The 17238-nt window shown below is 70.4% G+C and carries 20 protein-coding genes and 1 tRNA gene; 7 read left to right on the top strand and 14 right to left on the bottom strand.

What is annotated here, in order from left to right; genetic code table 11:
* The first annotated feature begins 11 nt into the window (after positions 1-11).
* A complete protein-coding gene (locus tag ACGH48_RS12255) occupies positions 12-203 on the top strand; it encodes a hypothetical protein (RefSeq protein WP_111085947.1) in 192 nt (63 codons plus the stop codon).
* Between the two features lie 163 nt (positions 204-366).
* Here the strand turns inward: ACGH48_RS12255 and ACGH48_RS12260 are convergent, their stop codons facing one another.
* The 4 genes from ACGH48_RS12260 to ACGH48_RS12275 form a co-directional block, all read right to left on the bottom strand.
* Positions 367-1530, bottom strand: a complete 1164-nt coding sequence (locus tag ACGH48_RS12260) for a mechanosensitive ion channel family protein (RefSeq protein WP_123313677.1) — start codon at positions 1528-1530, stop codon at positions 367-369.
* Between the two features lie 107 nt (positions 1531-1637).
* On the bottom strand, positions 1638-2552 hold the full coding sequence (locus ACGH48_RS12265; RefSeq protein WP_396288809.1) for a glycine betaine ABC transporter substrate-binding protein: 915 nt from the start codon (positions 2550-2552) through the stop codon (positions 1638-1640).
* Positions 2553-2566: 14 nt separating this feature from the next.
* Positions 2567-3541, bottom strand: coding sequence for a proline/glycine betaine ABC transporter permease (locus tag ACGH48_RS12270; protein ID WP_340196415.1), 975 nt, complete (start codon positions 3539-3541; stop codon positions 2567-2569).
* Positions 3538-4920, bottom strand: a complete 1383-nt coding sequence (locus tag ACGH48_RS12275; protein WP_396288810.1) for a glycine betaine/L-proline ABC transporter ATP-binding protein — start codon at positions 4918-4920, stop codon at positions 3538-3540. The genes ACGH48_RS12270 and ACGH48_RS12275 overlap by 4 nt, the downstream gene beginning before the upstream one ends.
* A gap of 432 nt (positions 4921-5352) precedes the next feature.
* On the opposite strand from ACGH48_RS12275, the gene ACGH48_RS12280 reads away from it, so the two are divergent.
* Positions 5353-6918: an amino acid permease gene (locus tag ACGH48_RS12280; RefSeq protein WP_123313680.1), complete on the top strand. Its 1566-nt coding sequence runs from the start codon at positions 5353-5355 to the stop codon at positions 6916-6918.
* A 70-nt stretch (positions 6919-6988) separates the two neighbouring features.
* Positions 6989-7303, top strand: a complete 315-nt coding sequence (locus ACGH48_RS12285; protein WP_148061791.1) for a hypothetical protein — start codon at positions 6989-6991, stop codon at positions 7301-7303.
* A gap of 8 nt (positions 7304-7311) precedes the next feature.
* Here the strand turns inward: ACGH48_RS12285 and ACGH48_RS12290 are convergent, their stop codons facing one another.
* The 7 genes from ACGH48_RS12290 to ACGH48_RS12320 form a co-directional block, all read right to left on the bottom strand.
* Complete coding sequence (locus ACGH48_RS12290; protein WP_340196414.1) at positions 7312-7956, bottom strand: PepSY domain-containing protein; 645 nt, start codon at positions 7954-7956, stop codon at positions 7312-7314.
* A gap of 48 nt (positions 7957-8004) precedes the next feature.
* Positions 8005-9363: a sensor histidine kinase gene (locus ACGH48_RS12295; protein WP_396288812.1), complete on the bottom strand. Its 1359-nt coding sequence runs from the start codon at positions 9361-9363 to the stop codon at positions 8005-8007.
* Positions 9356-10033, bottom strand: coding sequence for a response regulator transcription factor (locus ACGH48_RS12300; protein WP_396288813.1), 678 nt, complete (start codon positions 10031-10033; stop codon positions 9356-9358). Before ACGH48_RS12300 ends, ACGH48_RS12295 begins: the two co-directional genes overlap by 8 nt.
* 75 nt (positions 10034-10108) lie before the next feature.
* Complete coding sequence (locus ACGH48_RS12305) at positions 10109-10321, bottom strand: SCO4848 family membrane protein (RefSeq protein WP_111085956.1); 213 nt, start codon at positions 10319-10321, stop codon at positions 10109-10111.
* 141 nt (positions 10322-10462) lie between these two features.
* Complete coding sequence (locus tag ACGH48_RS12310) at positions 10463-11389, bottom strand: hypothetical protein (protein WP_123313685.1); 927 nt, start codon at positions 11387-11389, stop codon at positions 10463-10465.
* Positions 11386-11847, bottom strand: a complete 462-nt coding sequence (locus tag ACGH48_RS12315; protein ID WP_396288814.1) for an ImmA/IrrE family metallo-endopeptidase — start codon at positions 11845-11847, stop codon at positions 11386-11388. Before ACGH48_RS12315 ends, ACGH48_RS12310 begins: the two co-directional genes overlap by 4 nt.
* A complete protein-coding gene (locus ACGH48_RS12320; RefSeq protein WP_123313687.1) occupies positions 11844-12284 on the bottom strand; it encodes a hypothetical protein in 441 nt (146 codons plus the stop codon). Before ACGH48_RS12320 ends, ACGH48_RS12315 begins: the two co-directional genes overlap by 4 nt.
* 75 nt (positions 12285-12359) lie before the next feature.
* Between ACGH48_RS12320 and ACGH48_RS12325 the strand changes: the two genes are divergently transcribed.
* Complete coding sequence (locus ACGH48_RS12325) at positions 12360-13010, top strand: YigZ family protein (protein WP_396288815.1); 651 nt, start codon at positions 12360-12362, stop codon at positions 13008-13010.
* 106 nt (positions 13011-13116) lie between these two features.
* Here the strand turns inward: ACGH48_RS12325 and ACGH48_RS12330 are convergent.
* Positions 13117-13189, bottom strand: a tRNA-Lys gene (locus ACGH48_RS12330).
* Positions 13190-13282: 93 nt separating this feature from the next.
* Between ACGH48_RS12330 and bcp the strand changes: the two genes are divergently transcribed.
* Complete coding sequence (gene bcp, locus ACGH48_RS12335; RefSeq protein WP_111085961.1) at positions 13283-13753, top strand: thioredoxin-dependent thiol peroxidase; 471 nt, start codon at positions 13283-13285, stop codon at positions 13751-13753.
* A gap of 73 nt (positions 13754-13826) precedes the next feature.
* Here bcp and ACGH48_RS12340 read toward each other — a convergent pair whose 3' ends face one another.
* Complete coding sequence (locus ACGH48_RS12340; protein ID WP_396288816.1) at positions 13827-14249, bottom strand: hypothetical protein; 423 nt, start codon at positions 14247-14249, stop codon at positions 13827-13829.
* A gap of 260 nt (positions 14250-14509) precedes the next feature.
* Here ACGH48_RS12340 and ACGH48_RS12345 point away from each other — a divergent pair, with 260 nt between their 5' ends.
* The gene (locus ACGH48_RS12345) at positions 14510-14758 is read left to right on the top strand and encodes a WhiB family transcriptional regulator (protein ID WP_017888820.1); all 249 of its coding nucleotides are present in this window, start codon (positions 14510-14512) and stop codon (positions 14756-14758) included.
* Between the two features lie 412 nt (positions 14759-15170).
* Here ACGH48_RS12345 and ACGH48_RS12350 read toward each other — a convergent pair whose 3' ends face one another.
* The gene (locus tag ACGH48_RS12350) at positions 15171-16670 is read right to left on the bottom strand and encodes a sensor histidine kinase (protein ID WP_123313690.1); all 1500 of its coding nucleotides are present in this window, start codon (positions 16668-16670) and stop codon (positions 15171-15173) included.
* Between the two features lie 118 nt (positions 16671-16788).
* Between ACGH48_RS12350 and ACGH48_RS12355 the strand changes: the two genes are divergently transcribed.
* Positions 16789-17229: an Rv3235 family protein gene (locus ACGH48_RS12355; protein WP_396288817.1), complete on the top strand. Its 441-nt coding sequence runs from the start codon at positions 16789-16791 to the stop codon at positions 17227-17229.
* Positions 17230-17238 lie beyond the last annotated feature (9 nt).

The following is a 17238-nucleotide window of genomic DNA, read 5'->3' on the forward strand; positions in this document are numbered from 1 at the left end:
AGGAGGCCTCTGTGCGCAAGTTCATGTTCAACGGTGCGGTGTGGAGTTCGCTCATCAGCGGCTACAGCGTGCTCCAGACCACCCGCCAGGGACCCCGCGACTGGCGGCTCGCCCTGACGTGGGTCGCGTGGATCGCGACCACGATCGTGGCGATCGGCACGGTGGTCGAGGACGACCGCGCCGTCAAGGCGCGCCAGCCGTAGGTCCAGACCGCGGCCACACGACGGACGGGAGGCCCGTGGCGGATCCGCCACGGGCCTCCCGTCCGTCGTCAGCCCCGTCCACGGCACCTGGTTCCGGACACGGAACCACGCGATCCCGCGGTGCTGTGTCCGGAACCTGGTTCCGCAGCGCCGGTCGCGCCCATCAGCGCTCCGACGGCGGGATGTCGGACGTCTGGATCGGGCCGGTGAAGAGCGCCGCGCGGTCCTCCTGACCCGGCGCGAACAGCGCCGAGTCGGCAGCGGTCGACGCCGTGCGCCGCCGCGGCGCCGTCTCGTCGACCATGAGCACGCGTTGGACCGGCAGGGCGTCGGGGTGGGTGCGCTGGATCCACTCGACGAGCTCCTCGCGGATGTAGCAGCGCAGGTCGAACAGCGACGGGGCGTCGTGCGACGTCGCGAGGACCCGGACCCGCACGTACCCCTGCACGGCGTCGGTCACCTGCAGCACCTTGACGCGGCGGTCCCACAGTTCGGTGCGGTCGAGGATGCGGTCGAGCTCCTCGCGCATCTCCCCCGGCCGGACCCGCCAGTCCAGGTCCATCTCGACGGCGCCGAGCAGTTCGCTGTTCGTGCGCGTCCAGTTCTCGAACGGCGTGCTCGTGAAGTACGTCGACGGCAGCACGAAGCGCCGGTCGTCCCACAGGTGCACGACCACGTAGGTGAGGGTGATCTCCTCGATCCGCCCCCACTGCTGCTCGACCACGACGACGTCGTCGACGCGGATCGACCCGGAGAACGCGAGCTGCATGCCCGCGAAGACGTTGCCGAGCGTCGACTGCGCTGCCAGACCGGCGACGACCGAGATGAGTCCGGCGCTCGCGAGCACGCTCGCGCCCGCCGCCTCGACGCCGTCGAAGGTGAGCAGGATCGCGCCGACGGCGATGATGACGAGGACGGCGACGGTCAGCCGTCGGATGATCAGGACCTGCGTGCGGATGCGGCGAGCCTGCCGGTTGTCGGGGACGTCGATGCGGAACCGGTGCAGACCGAGGTCCTCGAGGAAGATCGCGATCTGGCACGCCAGCCAGCAGCCCACGGCGATCGTGACGATCAGGAAGCCGTGCACGACCTCGTCGCGCCACGGGTACGCGTCGGCGTCGCGCGGGACGCTCGAGGTGAACGCGATCCAGAGCAGGACCACGAGCAGGGTGGTGCGGAACGGGTGCTTCGCCCGCCGCGAGAGCACGCCGGCCCACCGTTCCCGGCGCGCGATCGTCCGGAGCACCAGGTGCAGGACGACCGCGGCGGCGGCGGTGATGAGGAGGGCGAACCCGATCGCGACGAGGAGTCGGAGGAGGATGTCCATCCCTCCATCGAAGCAACGCACGACAGCCGTCGTTCAGGAACCCGGCCACGCACGCGACGAGGCCCGGTGCGCACGACGCGCACCGGGCCTCCTGTCCGACCTGCTGACTACTCGCCGGACGTGAGCGAATCGACGAAGTCCTGGTGCTCGGAAGCCCACTTCTCCGTGATCGCGGGGTACTCACTGGCCTTCGCGCCGCTGTTCACGAGCGCGTTCTCGAGCGAGTAGAGGGTGTCGGAGTCCATCGCGAAGTCCTCCATCCACTTCGACGCCTGCGGGAACTCGTCGGCGAAGTCCTTCTTGGCGATCGTGTGGATCTCCTCGTTCTTGCCGAGCGCACCCTTCGGGTCCTTCAGGTCCTTGATCGGGAAGGCGTCGTACGCCCAGTGCGGACGCCACAGCGTCACGACGACGTCCTCCTTCTTCGCGATCGAGGCCTTGAGGTCGGCGAGCATCGCCGGCGTCGAGCTCGTGATGAAGTCCATGCCGTCCAGCCCGTACTGCGGGATGACCTGCTCGGACACGACCTTCGTCTCACCGGCGGCGGGCTCGATGCCGATGATCTTGTTGCCGAAGTCGGACGCGTGCGCCTTGAGCTCGTCGATCGAGTCGATGTCCGAGTACTCCGGCACGGCGAGTTCCAGGGACGCCTGTTCGTTCCAGGCGCCGAGGTCCGTCAGGTCCTTGCCGTACGTGTCCATGTACTCCTTGTGCGTGTTCGGCAGCCAGGTGTCGAACACGACGTCGTAGTCGCCGGATGCCAGGCCCGTGTAGGCCGGCGCGACGTCGGAGTTCGTCAGCTGGACGTCGTAGCCCTTCTGCTCGAGCACGTACTTCCAGAGGTAGCTGGCGGCGGTGTCCTCGTCCCAGCCGTTGAAGACGACGACGTGCATCGACTTCTGGTCGCCGTTGTCGACGGTGCCGGAGGCCCCGTAGTACCCGGGCGGCATGCACGCGGACAGGCCGACTGCGGTGGCGACGGCGAGGACGGCCGCCGCGAGGGTGCGCTTGGTTCGCTTCATGATCTGTTCCTTCCTCACGCGTCGACGGTCTGACGGTCGCTGACCGCTTCGGTGGTGGCGGCGGTCTGCGCGGTCGCCGCGTTCGGCGTCGCGGTCACGGTGGGCTTCCGCTTGCGCTTCCAGGGCCGGGAGGCACCGCTCGCGTCACCGCCGAGCGCTGCGGTCAGACGGTCCAGCAGGATCGCCAGGACCACGACCGACAGACCGGCCTCCGCCCCGAGACCGACGTCGATGCGGTTCAGCGAGGCGACGATCTGCTCGCCGAGTCCGCCGGCGCCGACCATGCCGGCGATGACGACCATCGAGAGCGACAGCATGATGACCTGGTTGACGCCGGCCATGATGCTGGCCTTCGCCAACGGCAGCTGGATCTGGCGCAGGATGCGCCACGGGCTCGACCCGAAGGCGGCACCGGCCTCGACGACCTCGCTCGGGACGCCGCGGATGCCGAGCTCGGTGAGCCGGACGCCGGGGGCCATCGCGAACACGATCGTCGCGACGATGCCGGGGACGACGCCGACGCGGAACAGCAGCAGCGCCGGGATCAGGTAGACGAACGCCGGGGTCGTCTGCATGAAGTCGAGCACCGGGCGGATGATCCGGCTCGCGGCGTCGGACCGGGCGGCCCACACCCCGAGCGGGATGCTGAGGATCACGGCCAGGCCGGCTGCGACGACGACGAGCGCGAGGGTGTTCATCGCGTTCGTCCACTGCCCGACACTGACGATGAACAGCAGCCCGATCGCTGCGCCGAGCGCGAGCTTCCAGCCCTTCGCCAGGAACGCCAGCACGACGAGCACCGCGACGACGACCCAGAACGGCGGGGTGGACAGGAAGTACTCCATCCACGCGTCCATCCACGTGAACACGTAGCGCACGACGTCGAAGAAGCCGGACAGGTAGGTGGTGATCCAGTCGACCACCGCGGCGACCCAGGTGCCGAGGGGCAGGTGGAAGTCGCCGAAGGAGTTGGTACCGGGGGTGATCATGCGTGGTCTCCTTCGGTGGCGGGCTCGCCGGCGTCGGCGGGCGTCTCGCCGGTCGCGGCGAGGGTCGAGTCCATGTCGGAGTCGGAGATGCGGGTGACCGGCTCGAGCACCGGGATCGGCATGGTCGACGTCGGCACGTTGCCGAGCGCGGCCAGCAGCGTGACGCGCGGCACGACGCCGAGCAGGCGGCCCTCGTCGTCGACCACGGCGATCGGCAAGGGCGACTCGACGGCGAGCTCGAACAGGTCGGTGAGCGCGGTGTCGGGAGCGACCCGGGCGTACTCGGTGTTCACGATCGCGTCGAGGTTCGTGTCGCCGGCCTTCACCTGGCGCATCACGTGGCGGTCCCGGACCCAGCCCTCGAGCTTCCGGCCCCGTCCGGTGACGAAGAGCGCGGCGGTCTGCAGGTCCCGCATGGTGCGCAGCGCGCCACGGGGACCGACGGTGAGCGGGACGGTGGCGCGTGCCGGCTCCATGACGCTGGCGGCGGTGAGCACGCGGGCGCGGTCGACGTCCTGCACGAACTGGGCGACGTAGTCGTTCGCCGGGTCGGTCAGGATGTCCTCCGGCGTCCCGATCTGCACGATCCGGCCGTCGCGCATCACGGCGATCCGGTCACCGAGGAACATCGCCTCGTTCAGGTCGTGCGTGATGAAGACGATGGTCTTGCCGAGCCGCTGCTGCAGGTCGACGAGCTGCTCCTGCATCTCGCGGCGGATCAGCGGGTCGAGTGCGCTGAACGCCTCGTCCATGAGCAGGACGTCGGTCTCGGCGGCGAGGGCGCGGGCGATGCCGACGCGCTGCTGCATGCCGCCGGACAGTTCGTCGGGCTTCGCGTCGGCCCAGACGTCCAGGCCGACCAGGTCGATGACCTCGCGGGCCTTCGCGAGCCGGGTGGCCTTGTCGACGCCGTTCACCTCGAGCCCGAACGCGACGTTCTCGAGCACGGTGCGGTGCGGCAGCAGGGCGAAGTGCTGGAACACCATCGACACGCTGGACCGACGGATGTCGCGGATCCCCTTCGGCGTCGCGCCGGTGACCGTCCGGCCGCCGATCTCGACGCTGCCGGCGGTGGGCTCGAGCAGGCCGTTGAGCATCCGGATCAGGGTCGACTTGCCGGAGCCGGACAGCCCCATGACGACGAAGATCTCGCCGGGTCGGACGTCGAAGGACGCGTCGATGACCGCGGCCGATCCCTGCTCGCGGACCTCGTCGCGGGTGGCGCCGGCGGCGAGGCGTCGGACGGCCTCGGCGGGTCGGCGGCCGAACACCTTGTAGACGTCGCGGACGCTGACCGCCGGCGACGTGGTGGCGTCCGGAGACGTGCTGGTGGGGTCCGGCGACGGGGTGTGCCGGCTCTCGGGTGGTGCGATGGACAACTGATCTCCTCGCGTCGCCACGGCGGACGGAGCGCGCGTGCGGCGACGGTGTGGTTGCGAACGGGTCGCCCGGGACGGTGCGCGCGGCCACGTCGAGCCCCGCGCAACGGCGCAGAGCGAGCGATCACGCACGCGGGGACCACGCTCGGGGCGGTCCCGGTCCGGCCGACCGTACGGCCCCGGCGCTGCTGGCCGTGGACGCGTCCTGGTCGTCGTGTCCCCGGCCAACGGGCCTGTGGGGACGTTCAAACCTACCGGTGTCCTGTCCCCCGATCACAATCGGCGTCCGCCGGAATCCGGGCACCGATGTACCCCGTCACCGGCGTGTCGCCCACGCACACGGGGATCGGGATCGTGACCGTCTCGTTACAGATCAGCTCGTTCGGAGGTTTGTGTGCCGCCCCGGTTCCACGCGCATGTAGGTTGTCGCGCATGACAGCGCAGAACGACACGGGCGTGAACCGAGCCCCGGCGAACGACTTCTCGCACGAGCAAGAGGGCTACCAGCACGGACTGAAGCCCCGGCAGTTGCAGATGATCGCGATCGGTGGGGCCATCGGCACCGGACTCTTCCTCGGTGCAGGTGGACGACTCCACACCGCGGGCCCTGCGCTCGCGCTGACCTACCTGATCTGCGGCATCTTCGCGTTCTTCATCCTGCGGGCCCTCGGCGAACTCGTGCTGCACCGCCCGTCGTCGGGGTCGTTCATCTCGTACGCCCGGGAGTTCTACGGCGAGAAGTTCGCGTACGCCGCCGGCTGGATGTACTTCCTGAACTGGGCGATGACCTCGATCGTCGACACCACCGCCGTCGCGATCTACCTGCAGTACTGGTCCGCGTTCACCGCTGCACCCCAGTGGCTCCTCGCGTTGATCGCCCTGATCGTCGTGCTCGCCGCCAACATGGTCGCGGTCAAGGTGTTCGGCGAACTCGAGTTCTGGTTCGCCCTCATCAAGGTCGCCGCGCTCGTCGCGTTCCTCGTCGTCGCGATCATCTGGCTCGTCTTCGCGTTCCCGGTCGAGGCCGGTGGCGAAGCCGTCCGGACGGGCTTCTCGATCTGGGGTGACAACGGCGGGCTGTTCCCGAACGGGCTGCTCCCCGCGGTCATCGTGATCCAGGGTGTCGTCTTCGCGTACGCGGCGATCGAGCTCGTCGGCACGGCCTCCGGTGAGACGCAGAACACCGAGAAGGTCATCCCCCGCGCCATCAACTCGGTCGTGTTCCGCATCGCGGTCTTCTACGTCGGGTCGATCATCCTGCTCTCCCTGCTCCTGCCGTACACCGCGTACAAGGAGGGCGAGAGCCCGTTCGTGACGTTCTTCTCGTCGCTCGGCAACCCGCAGGTCGGGTCGATCGTCGGCGGCATCATGAACTTCGTCGTGCTCACGGCAGCCCTGTCCTCGCTCAACGCCGGCCTGTACTCGACCGGTCGTGCGCTGCACTCGATGGGCATGAACGGCTCGGCGCCGAAGTGGACCACCAAGATGTCGAAGGGCGGTGTGCCGTACGCCGGCATCCTGCTCACCGCCGGCTTCACCGTCGCCGGTGTCGTCCTGAACTACTTCGTCCCGAGTCAGGCATTCGAGATCGCGCTGAACATCGCGAGCCTCGGCATCATCACGGCGTGGGGCACGATCATCCTCTGCCAGATGCGACTCCGGTCGTGGGCGAAGCAAGGGCTGGCGAAGGAGCCGTCCTTCAAGCTGCCCGGTGCCCCGGTGACCGCGTGGCTCACCCTGGCGTTCCTGGCGTCCGTGATCGTCCTGATGGCCATCGACTACCCGGTGGGCACCTACACGATCGCGTCCCTGGTCATCGTGATCCCGCTGCTCGTCGTCGGCTGGTTCCTGCAGCGCGACCGCATCCTGCGCATCGCGTCGCTCCGACAGGGCGTCACCGGTCCGTACCCGATCGGGGTGCGCGACCCGGCGAACCAGGTCCGTCGTGACGGCGACGGTGGCGGCACCGAGCACGACGGGTCCGGCGACTCCGCCTGATCTGTCCCCGGAGCGCAGCACGGTCCTCGCGGAGTGCAGTGGGTCCGGCACCCGTCGGTACGATCGGCGGGTGCCGGACCGCTCTGTCTCCCCTGCGTCTGTTCCACCCACCCTCGATCTCCAGCTGAGCTGGCGAGGCGCGTACGGACGCCTGCGGGTGTTCCCCGACCGCCTCGAGGCAGAGACCGACTACCAGCGTGCGGCCCGGGTCTCCGTGCCGATGGACGCGGTGTCGGGGTGGCGCCTCGGGCCGTGTGACGAGGACGCCGTGTGCGTCGAGTTCGTCACCGGACCGGAGACGTTCCGCGTGCTGCTCGACACCTCGGACGAGCAGCTCGCCGCGCTGGCGGTCCGGAAGGTGCTCGGGCCGCCGCTTGCCGACTGACGGTCGGGTCAGTCGTCGGTGTCGACCTGGTCGGTGACGACGTCACCCGAACCGGCGTCGATCCGGACGCTGTGCTTCGTCCCGGACCCGTCGACGACGTCACCCTCCCAGACCACCTTGCCCAGGTGGTCGTCGAGGCCGAGCTCGGTGATCGCACCGGCGTGCAGGTCCTCGAAGGCGCTGACGGCCTTGCTGACGTCGAGGTCGGCCGCTGCGACGAACCGCTCGTGCTCGGCCCGGTCGTCGGCGTCCGCGGTCTCGGTCTGCGGGGTGCCCGTCACACCGGTGCCGTCTGCGTCGGTGTGCACCTCGTGCTCGGTGCCGTCCTTCGTCACGACGAGGACCTCGTAGGCGCTGCCGCGCTGCTCCTGCTCGACCGAGATCACGGTGCCGGACCCGACGCTCTTCCGCGCGGTCGCGACGGCGGCCAGCAGGGCGTCGTTCGACGCGGCGGAGGCCGCGGTCGTGGAATCCCCGCCGGTGGCGCCGGTGGTCGACGACCCGTTCGAGGACGAGGCGGCGGAGTCGGACGAGCCGTTGGCCGTGTCGTCGGTGGAGCAGCCGGTGAGGGCGAGTGCGGCCACGACCGGCAGGGCGGCGAGGGCGGCGACGCGGCGGGCGGAGGGCTTCTGGAGCTGGGTGCGGAAGGTCATGGGACGAGCATGTCGGCGGGGTGCTGAAGCAGACCTGAAGCCGCCTGTTCAGCCGCCGAGTGCGATGCGGACCACGAAGCGCGCCCCGCCGAGCGGGGAGTCCGTCACCGTCGCCTCGCCGCCGTGTGCCCGCACGGCGTCCCGCACGATCGCCAGGCCAAGGCCGGCACCACCGGCGTCACGGCTGCGGGCTTCGTCGAGCCGGACGAACCGCTCGAACACCCGGTCGCGCTCGCCCGCGGGGACCCCGCCACCGTCGTCGTCGACCGTCAGCACCGCAGCGCCGTCCTGTTCGACGAGCGCCACCGTGACGCGTGACACGGCGTGCCGGACGGCGTTGTCGACGAGGTTGCGGACCACCCCCGTCAGAAGCCGTTCGTCGCCGAGCACGCGCGCGGCGGAGATCCCCGAACCGTCGACCCGGATCGTGCTGTCGTCGGTCGCGCCGGCCGGCACCCGTGCCCGCGCCCGCGCGACGGCGCCGAGCGCGAGGTCGTCGAGGTCCACGGGGCGTCGCGTGCCGGTGCCGCCCTCGTCGAGCCGCGACAGCTCGAGCAGCCCAGTCACCAGGTCCTGCAGCCGCACGGCCTCGGAGCGCACGACGTCGGAGAACTCGCCGACGTCGGTCCGGTCCGGGTGTGCGGCGGCGACCTCGGCGTGCTGGCGGATGGACGCGATGGGCGACCGCAGTTCGTGCGACGCGTCGGAGACGAACCGCCGCTGCCCGGCAGCCGACCGGTCGAGACGGTCGAGCATGGCGTTCATGGTGGTCGCGAGCCGGGCGATCTCGTCTCCGGTCTCCGGCACGACGACGCGGGCGTCCGGCTGGGCAGCGCGGATCGTCTCGACCTCGGTCCGCATCCGTTCCACCGGCCGCAACGACCGCCCGGTCACGGACCAGGTCACCATCCCGAGCACGAGGACGAGGACCGGCACCCCGACGGCGAGGAGCACGACGGCGGTCCGGATCGCGGTGTCGGTCTGCTCGAGGGAGACGCCGTACACCAGGGTCGCCTCACCCCCACCGGGCAGGTCGACGTCGTCGGAGACGAGCAGCCAGCGTTCACCGTCGTGCGACCACCGGGACTCGTCGGCCGTGGACAGCGCCGGGGCGTCGGCGTCCTCGCCGTGCGCGAGGACCGAGCCGCCGTCACCGATCACCTGCACCAGGACGTCCTCGTAGTCGGTCACCGCCCCGGCGCCGTCGGACTCGACCCGTGAGGACACCTGTTCGAGCCCGGCCTCGGCAGCGGTCCGCACGCCGTCGAGCAGCACCAGGCGGAGGACGACGACGAAGCCCACGGCACCGACGACGAGCGCTGCGAGCACCACGACGCCCGCGCCGAGCGTCGTCCGTGCGCGGACGGACCGGAACCGCCGGGGACGGGTGCGGCCGCGGTCAGCCACCGTCTGCTCCCAGCCGGTAGCCCGCACCGCGGACGGTCTCCAGCGACGTCCGGCCGAACGGCCGATCGAGCTTGCGGCGGAGGTGCCCGACGTACACCTCGACGATGTTCGGGTCGCCCTCGAAGTCGACGTCCCAGACGTTCTCGATCACCTCGCGCTTCGAGCACACCTGCCCGGCCCGTCGGGCGAGGTACTCGAGCACCGCGAACTCCCGGCTGGTCAGGTCGACGACGGTCCCCGCACGCGTCACCGACCGCGCGGCGGGATCGACGACGAGGTCACCGACCGTGAGCACCGTCGGACGCTCCCGCGCACCACGGCGGACGAGCGCACGCAGGCGCGCGACGAGGACCGGGTGCGAGAAGGGCTTCGTGACGTAGTCGTCGGCACCGGCGTCGAGGGCGTCGACCTGGTCCCACTCGCCGTCCTTGGCGGTGAGCATGAGCACCGGCGTCCAGTCCTGGTCGGCCCGGAGCTGCGCGCACACCGCCCATCCGCTCATCCCCGGCATCATCAGGTCGAGGACCATCGCGTCGTACCGGAACTCGCGGGCGTGCCAGAGACCGTCGACCCCGTCGTGGGCGACGTCCACGGCCCACCCCTCGGCCTCGAGGCCACGACGGACGCCGTCGGCGAGCCGTACCTCGTCATCGACCACCAGCACGCGCATGGCGACGATCCTGCCGTGCGCCGCTGAAGCAGCGCTGAAGCGACGGCGGACGCCCGACGGCGGACGGCAAACGGCTCAGACGAGCAGCAGGATGCCGGCGACGACCGCGGCCACGGCGATCGCGAGCGCGATGAGCAGCAGCACGAGGTGCACCGTGTAGAACGTCGTCGGCTTGCCCGCGGCGTCACGTGCCCGGGTGTCCTTGGCGACGCGCTGGAAGAAGCGCGGCCAGGTGACGACGTTGAAGACGGCACCGATGAACAGGACGACTGCGGCGAAGACGAGCACCGTCCGAGTCTAGACAACGAGTGTCGGTGGTGCTCGGCCGCCCCCAACGCGGCCGAGACCCACCCGACGGGCCACAAGATCTGTAGCACTTGCTACAAACCCTACACGGGCGTCCGCGGACCGTCGAGCCACCCGTTCGGGCTACGCGGCGTCGAGTGCCGCTTCGGCCTCGGCGAGTGCTGCCCGCTCGGCATCGGTCAACGACGCACGCGACCGCCGGAGCCCGTCGTTGACCTCGACGATCGCGCGGCTCAACCGCGTGGCGGGGTCGTCCGTCGACGGGTAGGCGTTGTCCGCGCCGATCCGCTCGTGCAGCGGTGCGAGACGGCGCAGCGCCGCATCGACCCGCCGGGTGCGGCGACGTCGCGAGACCCGGTGGCCGATCACCAGCAACAGCATCCCCGTCGAGACGCAGATCACGGCGCCCGGCGTGGTGACGTCGTACGGCAGCGCGAGGGACCGCATCCGGTCCAGGTCACCCAGGACGTGCGCCAGGTCCATGACCACGACGACCACCATCCGGACGACCCCGAGCACGCCGCCGAGCACCAGCACCCACAGCCCGACCAGGTCCGTCGTCGTCCGTGCCTCGCGCAACCGGAGGACGCAGATGAACCCCGTCGCGCCGAGCGCCACCCCGAGGTACAGGGTCTGTGCGATCGAGTAGACCGTTGCGGCCGGGTGCGATCCGGCGTCGAGCATGAACGTCGTCGTGGTGGCGGGCTTGTCCAGGACCGTGAAGGCGACGACGACCACGATGACGACCGCGGCGAACGACACCACGATCGCGTTCCGGAGCCACGGCCGGGCCGCTCCCACCGCCTTGGCCACGCCCCACAGCAGCGTGCTCGTGCCGGCGACCATCAGGCAGTCGCTGACCACCGTCACGACGTTGAACCCACCGAGCAGCGGGTCGAGCCCGCGGTACAGCGGATCGACGTTCGTGACGATGGTGGCGGCGAACAACAGGAACGTCACCGCCAGGGTGCGGTCCTGCCCGCGCTGCAGGACGAAGAGCGCGATCGTCCCGGCGATGAGCAGCACCGCCTGGACGACGGCGACGATCACCCGAAGACCCCGCGGAAGGCGCTCGGACGGCCCCGGTGCCGTCGGATGAGCGTCGCGAGCTCGTCGGCGAAGACCTCGGCCTCGTGCTCGTACGTGTTCGAGAACATCCCCCGCGCCAGGGCCCGCTCGACCTTGTACTCGGGCAGGTCCGGGATGACGTCGCGGATGTACGCCGACTGCGGTGCGTGCTCCTGGTGCCGGTGCAGGACGTGGCCGAGCTCGTGTCCGATGACGAACGCCCGGAAGGTGGGCGACGCGGTCGGCGAGATCATGATCAGGTGCGCGTGCTCGAGCGTCGCGACGAAGCCGCAGACGGGTTCCGTCGCGAGGAAGGCCTCTTCGCGGACGACGATCGGCTTGTCGACGACGACGGCAGCGGCCGCGACGGCCTGGTCGACGTCGGACCACTCCTCGGCCGCTCCGCGCACCCAGAAGGACTCGAGCAGCGGGTCGGTCATGCCACGCTCCCGCGCTGTGATTCCTCCTCGAGCACCTCGGCGATGCGCCGCAGCGCCTCGGGTGAGAGCTCGCCGGGGAAGGTGCGTGCGGCGAACCCGCTCACGCGGGCGGAGCGCAGCGAGCGGACGAGGGCGAGCTGCGCACCGATGCGCTCGGGGACGTCGCTGTCCTCGAGCAGGAAGCGCTCGTCGACCTCGAAGAACCCGGCGAGGAGCCGCAGGAGCTCGGTGTCGCGGTTCCGTCGGCCGTCGCCGGAGAGCATGTAGGTCCACTTCGCCCGCGAGAGCGAACCACCCCGGCTGGCGACGTACTCCTCGATGGAGGCGAACGGCACCGGGGTCCCGCGCTGGGACTCCTCGAAGTCGAGCAGCAGGTTGATGCGCCGTGCGAGTTCGGCGGCGTCCAGGACCCCGCCCCTCGGATCACCGGTCTCCATGTCGGACTCCTCCCCAGCCTTGCGTGCACGACATCGTAGCGCGGCGGACACGGTGCACGCCGTTAGCCTCGGGGCATGGCCCGCAGCTTCCCGTCGACGATCGCCGAACCGGTCGAGCACGAGATCGTCATCACGAAGTCGCGGTTCGTCACCACGGTCGCTCCCGTCTCGGACGTGGCGGACGCCGAGCGCGTCATCGCCGAGGTGAAGCGCCGGTACTGGGACGCCCGGCACAACTGCACCGCGATGGTCACCGGCACGCTCGGCGACCAGGCACGGTCGTCGGACGACGGCGAGCCCTCGGGCACGGCGGGCGTGCCGATGCTCGAGGTGCTCCGGCGCCGCGACCTGACCGACGTGGTCGCCGTCGTGACGCGCTACTTCGGCGGCGTGAAGCTCGGCGCCGGCGGACTCGCCCGCGCCTACTCGAGCTCGGTCTCCGAAGCCCTGGACACCGCCGCGCTCGTCCGACGCGAGGCGCTCACGCAGGTGCACTTCGACGTCCCACACGCCGAGGCCGGCCGGCTCGACAACGTCCTGCGCGACTGGGTCCGGCACCACCACGCGTCCCTCGGTGCGACGGTGTACGGACCTGCGGCGACGTTCGAGGTCTGGGTGCCCGCCGACGCGCTGCCGACCCTGACCGCGGACCTCGCAGCAGCCTCGGCCGGTGCGGTCGACCTCGTCGTGGGCGAGGAACGGATCGTCGACGTGGCCGCCGCCTGAATCCGACCGCCGGACGCATCTCGGGCGTGTCCCGCTCGGAACCCGTCCACACCCCGGGAACGCACGAAGGCCCCGACTCGATGAGTCGGGGCCTTCGCGATTGCGGTGCACCCCCTCGGACTTGAACCGAGAACCCACTGATTAAGAGTCAGTTGCTCTGCCAATTGAGCTAGAGGTGCATGTTCCGGCTTCCGTGCCGCAACGGGAATCAACAATAGCATGGGTTCTGCGTGCTCACGACCACTCGTGGGCACGGAGCGAACAGGAGCACCATGACCGACCGTCTCGCCGCCGGCGACACCGCCCCCGACTTCACGCTGCCGGACCAGGACGGCGTCGAGCACTCGCTCGCCGCACTGCGCGGCAAGAAGGTCATCGTGTACTTCTACCCGGCGGCGTCCACCCCCGGGTGCACCACCGAGGCCTGCGACTTCCGCGACAACATGTCGTCGCTGCAGGCAGCCGGCTACGAGGTGCTCGGCGTCTCGAAGGACGAGCAGGCGAAGCTCAAGACCTTCCAGCACGAGCAGGCGCTCACGTTCCCGCTGCTGAGCGACCCGGACCTCGCGGTGCACAAGGCGTACGCCGCGTGGGGCGAGAAGAACAACTACGGCAAGATCGTGACCGGCACGATCCGCTCCACGATCGTCGTCGACGAGGACGGCACCGTGCAGCTGCCGCTGTACAACGTCAAGGCGACCGGACACGTGGCGAGCCTGCGGAAGAAGCTCGGCCTGGTCTGAGGACCGGACCACAGCGAGACGGGAGGCGCGGTGCCAGCTGGCACCGCGCCTCCCGTCCGTCTCTCGCTCGCGTCTACTCGGCCGGACGCGCGAGCGCGGCCGTCACCGACCGCGACAGCACGAAGGTGATGCCGAGCAGTGCGGGGATCAGCAGGACCCAACCGACCGCCGGTTCACGGAAGACGCCTTGGAACGCGCCGATCGCGATGGCGCCCTGCAGCACCTGCCAGACGATGATCCCCGAGCGCACCCACGCGCGCCGCTTCCACAGGCCGTTCAGCAGCGCACCGAGCCAGAGCGCCGCGACGGCCGACAGGATCGTCAGGGCGATCCCGGAGGCCAGGCTCGACGCCGGTGCGACGATCAGCTCGACGACGAGCACGACGGTGACCACGACGAGCGCCGCGAACTCGAGGCCGACCACCACCAGCAGGCCGATCAAGGCGCGTGAGCGTGGCTCAGGACGGTCGACCGCGGTCGGGTCGTCATCGTGCACAGTGATCCTCCAGCATCGGAACCCTTGATTTGCCCCTACCAGTATGGAACGATATTCGAGGTCGTTTGGACGGCACGATGTGGTGTGCGTCTCCCGTGGTTCGTCGCTCCTCCCCCGAGCGTCACGCGGGCGTCAGACTCGCTTCCAGCGGACTCCTCCCCACAGTTGTCCCCTCATGCCTCATGCATGGTCAGCGTTCCGATCCCCCGAACCCCGGCCCCGGCCTGCCGTTCGAGCATCGACATCAAGGAGCACCACACATGGACTGGCGTGACAAGGCAGCTTGCCTCACCGCGGACCCCGAGCTCTTCTTCCCCGTCGGGAACACCGGGCCCGCCGTCGATCAGATCGAGAAGGCCAAGTCGGTCTGTGCGCGCTGCACGGTCACCGAGATGTGCCTGCAGTACGCACTCGAGAACAACCAGGACTCCGGTGTCTGGGGTGGCCTCAGCGAGGACGAGCGTCGTGCGCTGAAGCGTCGCGCCGCCCGCGCCCGTCGCGCTTCCTGACCCGGTCCCGCCTGACGCACTGACGCCCGCGGTCCCCTCGGGGACGGCGGGCGTCGTCGTGCGCGCAGGCGGGAGTGGCGGCGCGTGGCGCGGGGCGCGGGGCGCGGCGGCACGCCGTGCACTGGTCCTCGGGGTTCCACAACACGCCGTGCGTTGACCGTCGAGGTTCCGCAACACGCGCGATCGCACGCCGAGATGCGCAGATTTCGGAACCTCGGCGCGGCCCGAGAGGCGACCGAACGACGGACGGGAGGCCCGTGGCAACGCACCCACGGGCCTCCCGTCCGACAGCCGCCCGGGTTCCACAACACGCCGCGCGTCGATCACGGAGGTTCCGCAACACGCGCGATCGCACGCCGAGGTGCGCAACTTTCGGAACCTCACGAGCGAGCGGCGCGGCGCGCCCCCGGGGCTAGGCGGTGGCCGTCAGCCAGCGGAACGGGATGGTGATCGTCACCTCGGTGCCACTGCCGGTCAGGGTGTGCCAGTCGATCGTGCCGCCGAGCTCGCCCTGGATGAGCGTGCGGACGATCTGGGTGCCGAGGCCCGACCCGACCTTCCCCTCGGGCAGACCCACGCCGTTGTCGCGGACCTCGATCTCCAGGTGGTCGTCGAAGCGGCGGGCGACGATCTCGACCTCGCCGTCGCGGCCGTCCAGCCCGTGCTCGACGGCGTTCGTGACGAGCTCGGTGAGCCCGAGCGCGAGCGGTGTGGCGGCCTCGGACGGCAGCACGCCGAACTCGCCGGTCTTCTTCGGGTGCACGGTCGTGTTGTGCGACGCGGCGACCTCGGTGACGAGCTTGAGCACCGAGTCGAACACGTCGTCGAAGTCGACCGTCTGGCTCAGGCCGCTCGACAGCGTGTCGTGCACGACCGCGATGGCGGCCACCCGGCGCATGGCGTTCTGCAGCGAGGTCCGCGCCTCGTCGGAATGCGTGCGACGGGCCTGGATGCGGAGCAGGGACGCCACCGTCTGCAGGTTGTTCTTGACGCGGTGGTGGATCTCGCGGATCGTCGCGTCCTTGGTGATGAGCTCGCGCTCCTGGTGCCGGAGCTCGGACACGTCGCGGCAGAGCACGATCGCACCGATGCGGTCGCCGTGGTCGCGGAGCGGGATGGACCGCAGCGACACCGTCACGCCCTTCGACTCGATGTCGGCCCGCCACGGAGCACGACCGGTGACGACGAGGGGCAGGGACTCGTCGACGTCGAGCTGCGCGCCGATGAGTTCGGTGGTGACCTCGGCGAGGGACTTCCGCTCCAGCTCGCCCTCGAAGCCCATGCGGTTGAAGGCGCTCAGGCCGTTCGGGCTGGCGAAGGTGACGATGCCGGCGGTGTCGAGGCGCAGCAGACCGTCACTGGCCCGGGGAGCACCACGGCGCGGGCCAGCCGGTGCACCGAGGTCCGGGAAGTCACCCGTCGCGATCATGCCGAACAGGTCGTTCGCGCTCGCGGTGAAGTTGAGTTCCTGGCGGCTCGGCGTCCGCATCTCGTCCTGGTTGGAGTGCCGGGTGACGACGGCGATCGGCCGCTCGGTGGTCTGCGCGCTCTTCGCGCTGAGGCGCCGCAGCACCGGGATCGCGCGGACCCGGGTGGGGGTGTCCTCGTACCAGTCGGGCTCGGCGGAGTCGACGACGCGGGACCCGGCGAAGCTCTCGGTCACCTGGCCGCGCCACTCCTCGCGGATCTCCTGCCCGACGATGTCGCGGTAGAACAGCGTCGCTGCGGAACTCGGACGGGCGTGCGCGACGGCGACGAACGAGCCGTCCTCGGCGGTCGGCACCCACAGGACCATGTCGGCGAAGGACAGGTCTGCGAGGAGCTGCCAGTCCCCCACGAGCAGGTGGAGCCACTCCACGTCGGCTTCGGAGGAACGGCCTTGCGCGAGGACGAGGTCACTGAGGGTCGACACCCCGCCAGTCTAGGTGCGCCGACTTGTGGAGAAGGTCGCGCTCTCCACAGGCCCAGACGCTCCGTATTTCGCATGTTGCACGCCCCATACGCTCGCTCCAGCAACGGAAGGGGCAGGGGTGGCAGAGCAGGCACGCCGGATCGACCACACGACGACGACGGCGCACGCGCCGCCACTCACGATCGTCGGGCCGCCACCGGCCGATGAGCCGGTGACCGGCCCGCCGGACCCCGCCGAGACCGCCCGCGCACTGGGCTTGTGCGTCGCGGAGGTGTTGACCGGGTCGCGCGAGGTCGACAGCATCGCCCGGTGGATCACCGACGACGTCCACCGTCACCTGCAGCAGCGCGCAGCGGTGGCCGCGCACGCACGTTCGGTGCACCGTCGGTCGCGGGCGCGACCCGTGCTGCGGGTGGGCAGCGTGCTCGTCTGCCGACCGGCCGACGGGGTCGCCGAGGCCACCGTCGTCGTGCACACGCGCAGTCACGCGCGCGCGGTGGCGATGCGGTTGGAGACGCGGCACGGCAAGTGGCGGGCGACCGCGATCGGCGTCCTGTAGCGGGACCGG

Origin of the sequence: Curtobacterium pomorum (genome assembly GCF_044497295.1) — a bacterium.
GTDB lineage: Bacteria > Actinomycetota > Actinomycetes > Actinomycetales > Microbacteriaceae > Curtobacterium.

Bases quoted from the DNA above. Each gene is read 5' to 3' on its own strand.
- ACGH48_RS12315 (WP_396288814.1), bottom strand. From the start codon at position 11,847: ATGACCGACCCGCTGCTCGAGTCCTTCTGGGTGCGCGGAGCGGCCGAG.
- ACGH48_RS12265 (WP_396288809.1), bottom strand. From the start codon at position 2,552: ATGAAGCGAACCAAGCGCACCCTCGCGGCGGCCGTCCTCGCCGTCGCC.
- ACGH48_RS12270 (WP_340196415.1), bottom strand. From the start codon at position 3,541: ATGATCACCCCCGGTACCAACTCCTTCGGCGACTTCCACCTGCCCCTC.
- ACGH48_RS12345 (WP_017888820.1), top strand. From the start codon at position 14,510: ATGGACTGGCGTGACAAGGCAGCTTGCCTCACCGCGGACCCCGAGCTC.
- ACGH48_RS12280 (WP_123313680.1), top strand. From the start codon at position 5,353: ATGACAGCGCAGAACGACACGGGCGTGAACCGAGCCCCGGCGAACGAC.
- ACGH48_RS12320 (WP_123313687.1), bottom strand. From the start codon at position 12,284: ATGGAGACCGGTGATCCGAGGGGCGGGGTCCTGGACGCCGCCGAACTC.
- ACGH48_RS12325 (WP_396288815.1), top strand. From the start codon at position 12,360: ATGGCCCGCAGCTTCCCGTCGACGATCGCCGAACCGGTCGAGCACGAG.
- ACGH48_RS12290 (WP_340196414.1), bottom strand. From the start codon at position 7,956: ATGACCTTCCGCACCCAGCTCCAGAAGCCCTCCGCCCGCCGCGTCGCC.
- ACGH48_RS12260 (WP_123313677.1), bottom strand. From the start codon at position 1,530: ATGGACATCCTCCTCCGACTCCTCGTCGCGATCGGGTTCGCCCTCCTC.
- ACGH48_RS12300 (WP_396288813.1), bottom strand. From the start codon at position 10,033: ATGCGCGTGCTGGTGGTCGATGACGAGGTACGGCTCGCCGACGGCGTC.
- bcp (WP_111085961.1), top strand. From the start codon at position 13,283: ATGACCGACCGTCTCGCCGCCGGCGACACCGCCCCCGACTTCACGCTG.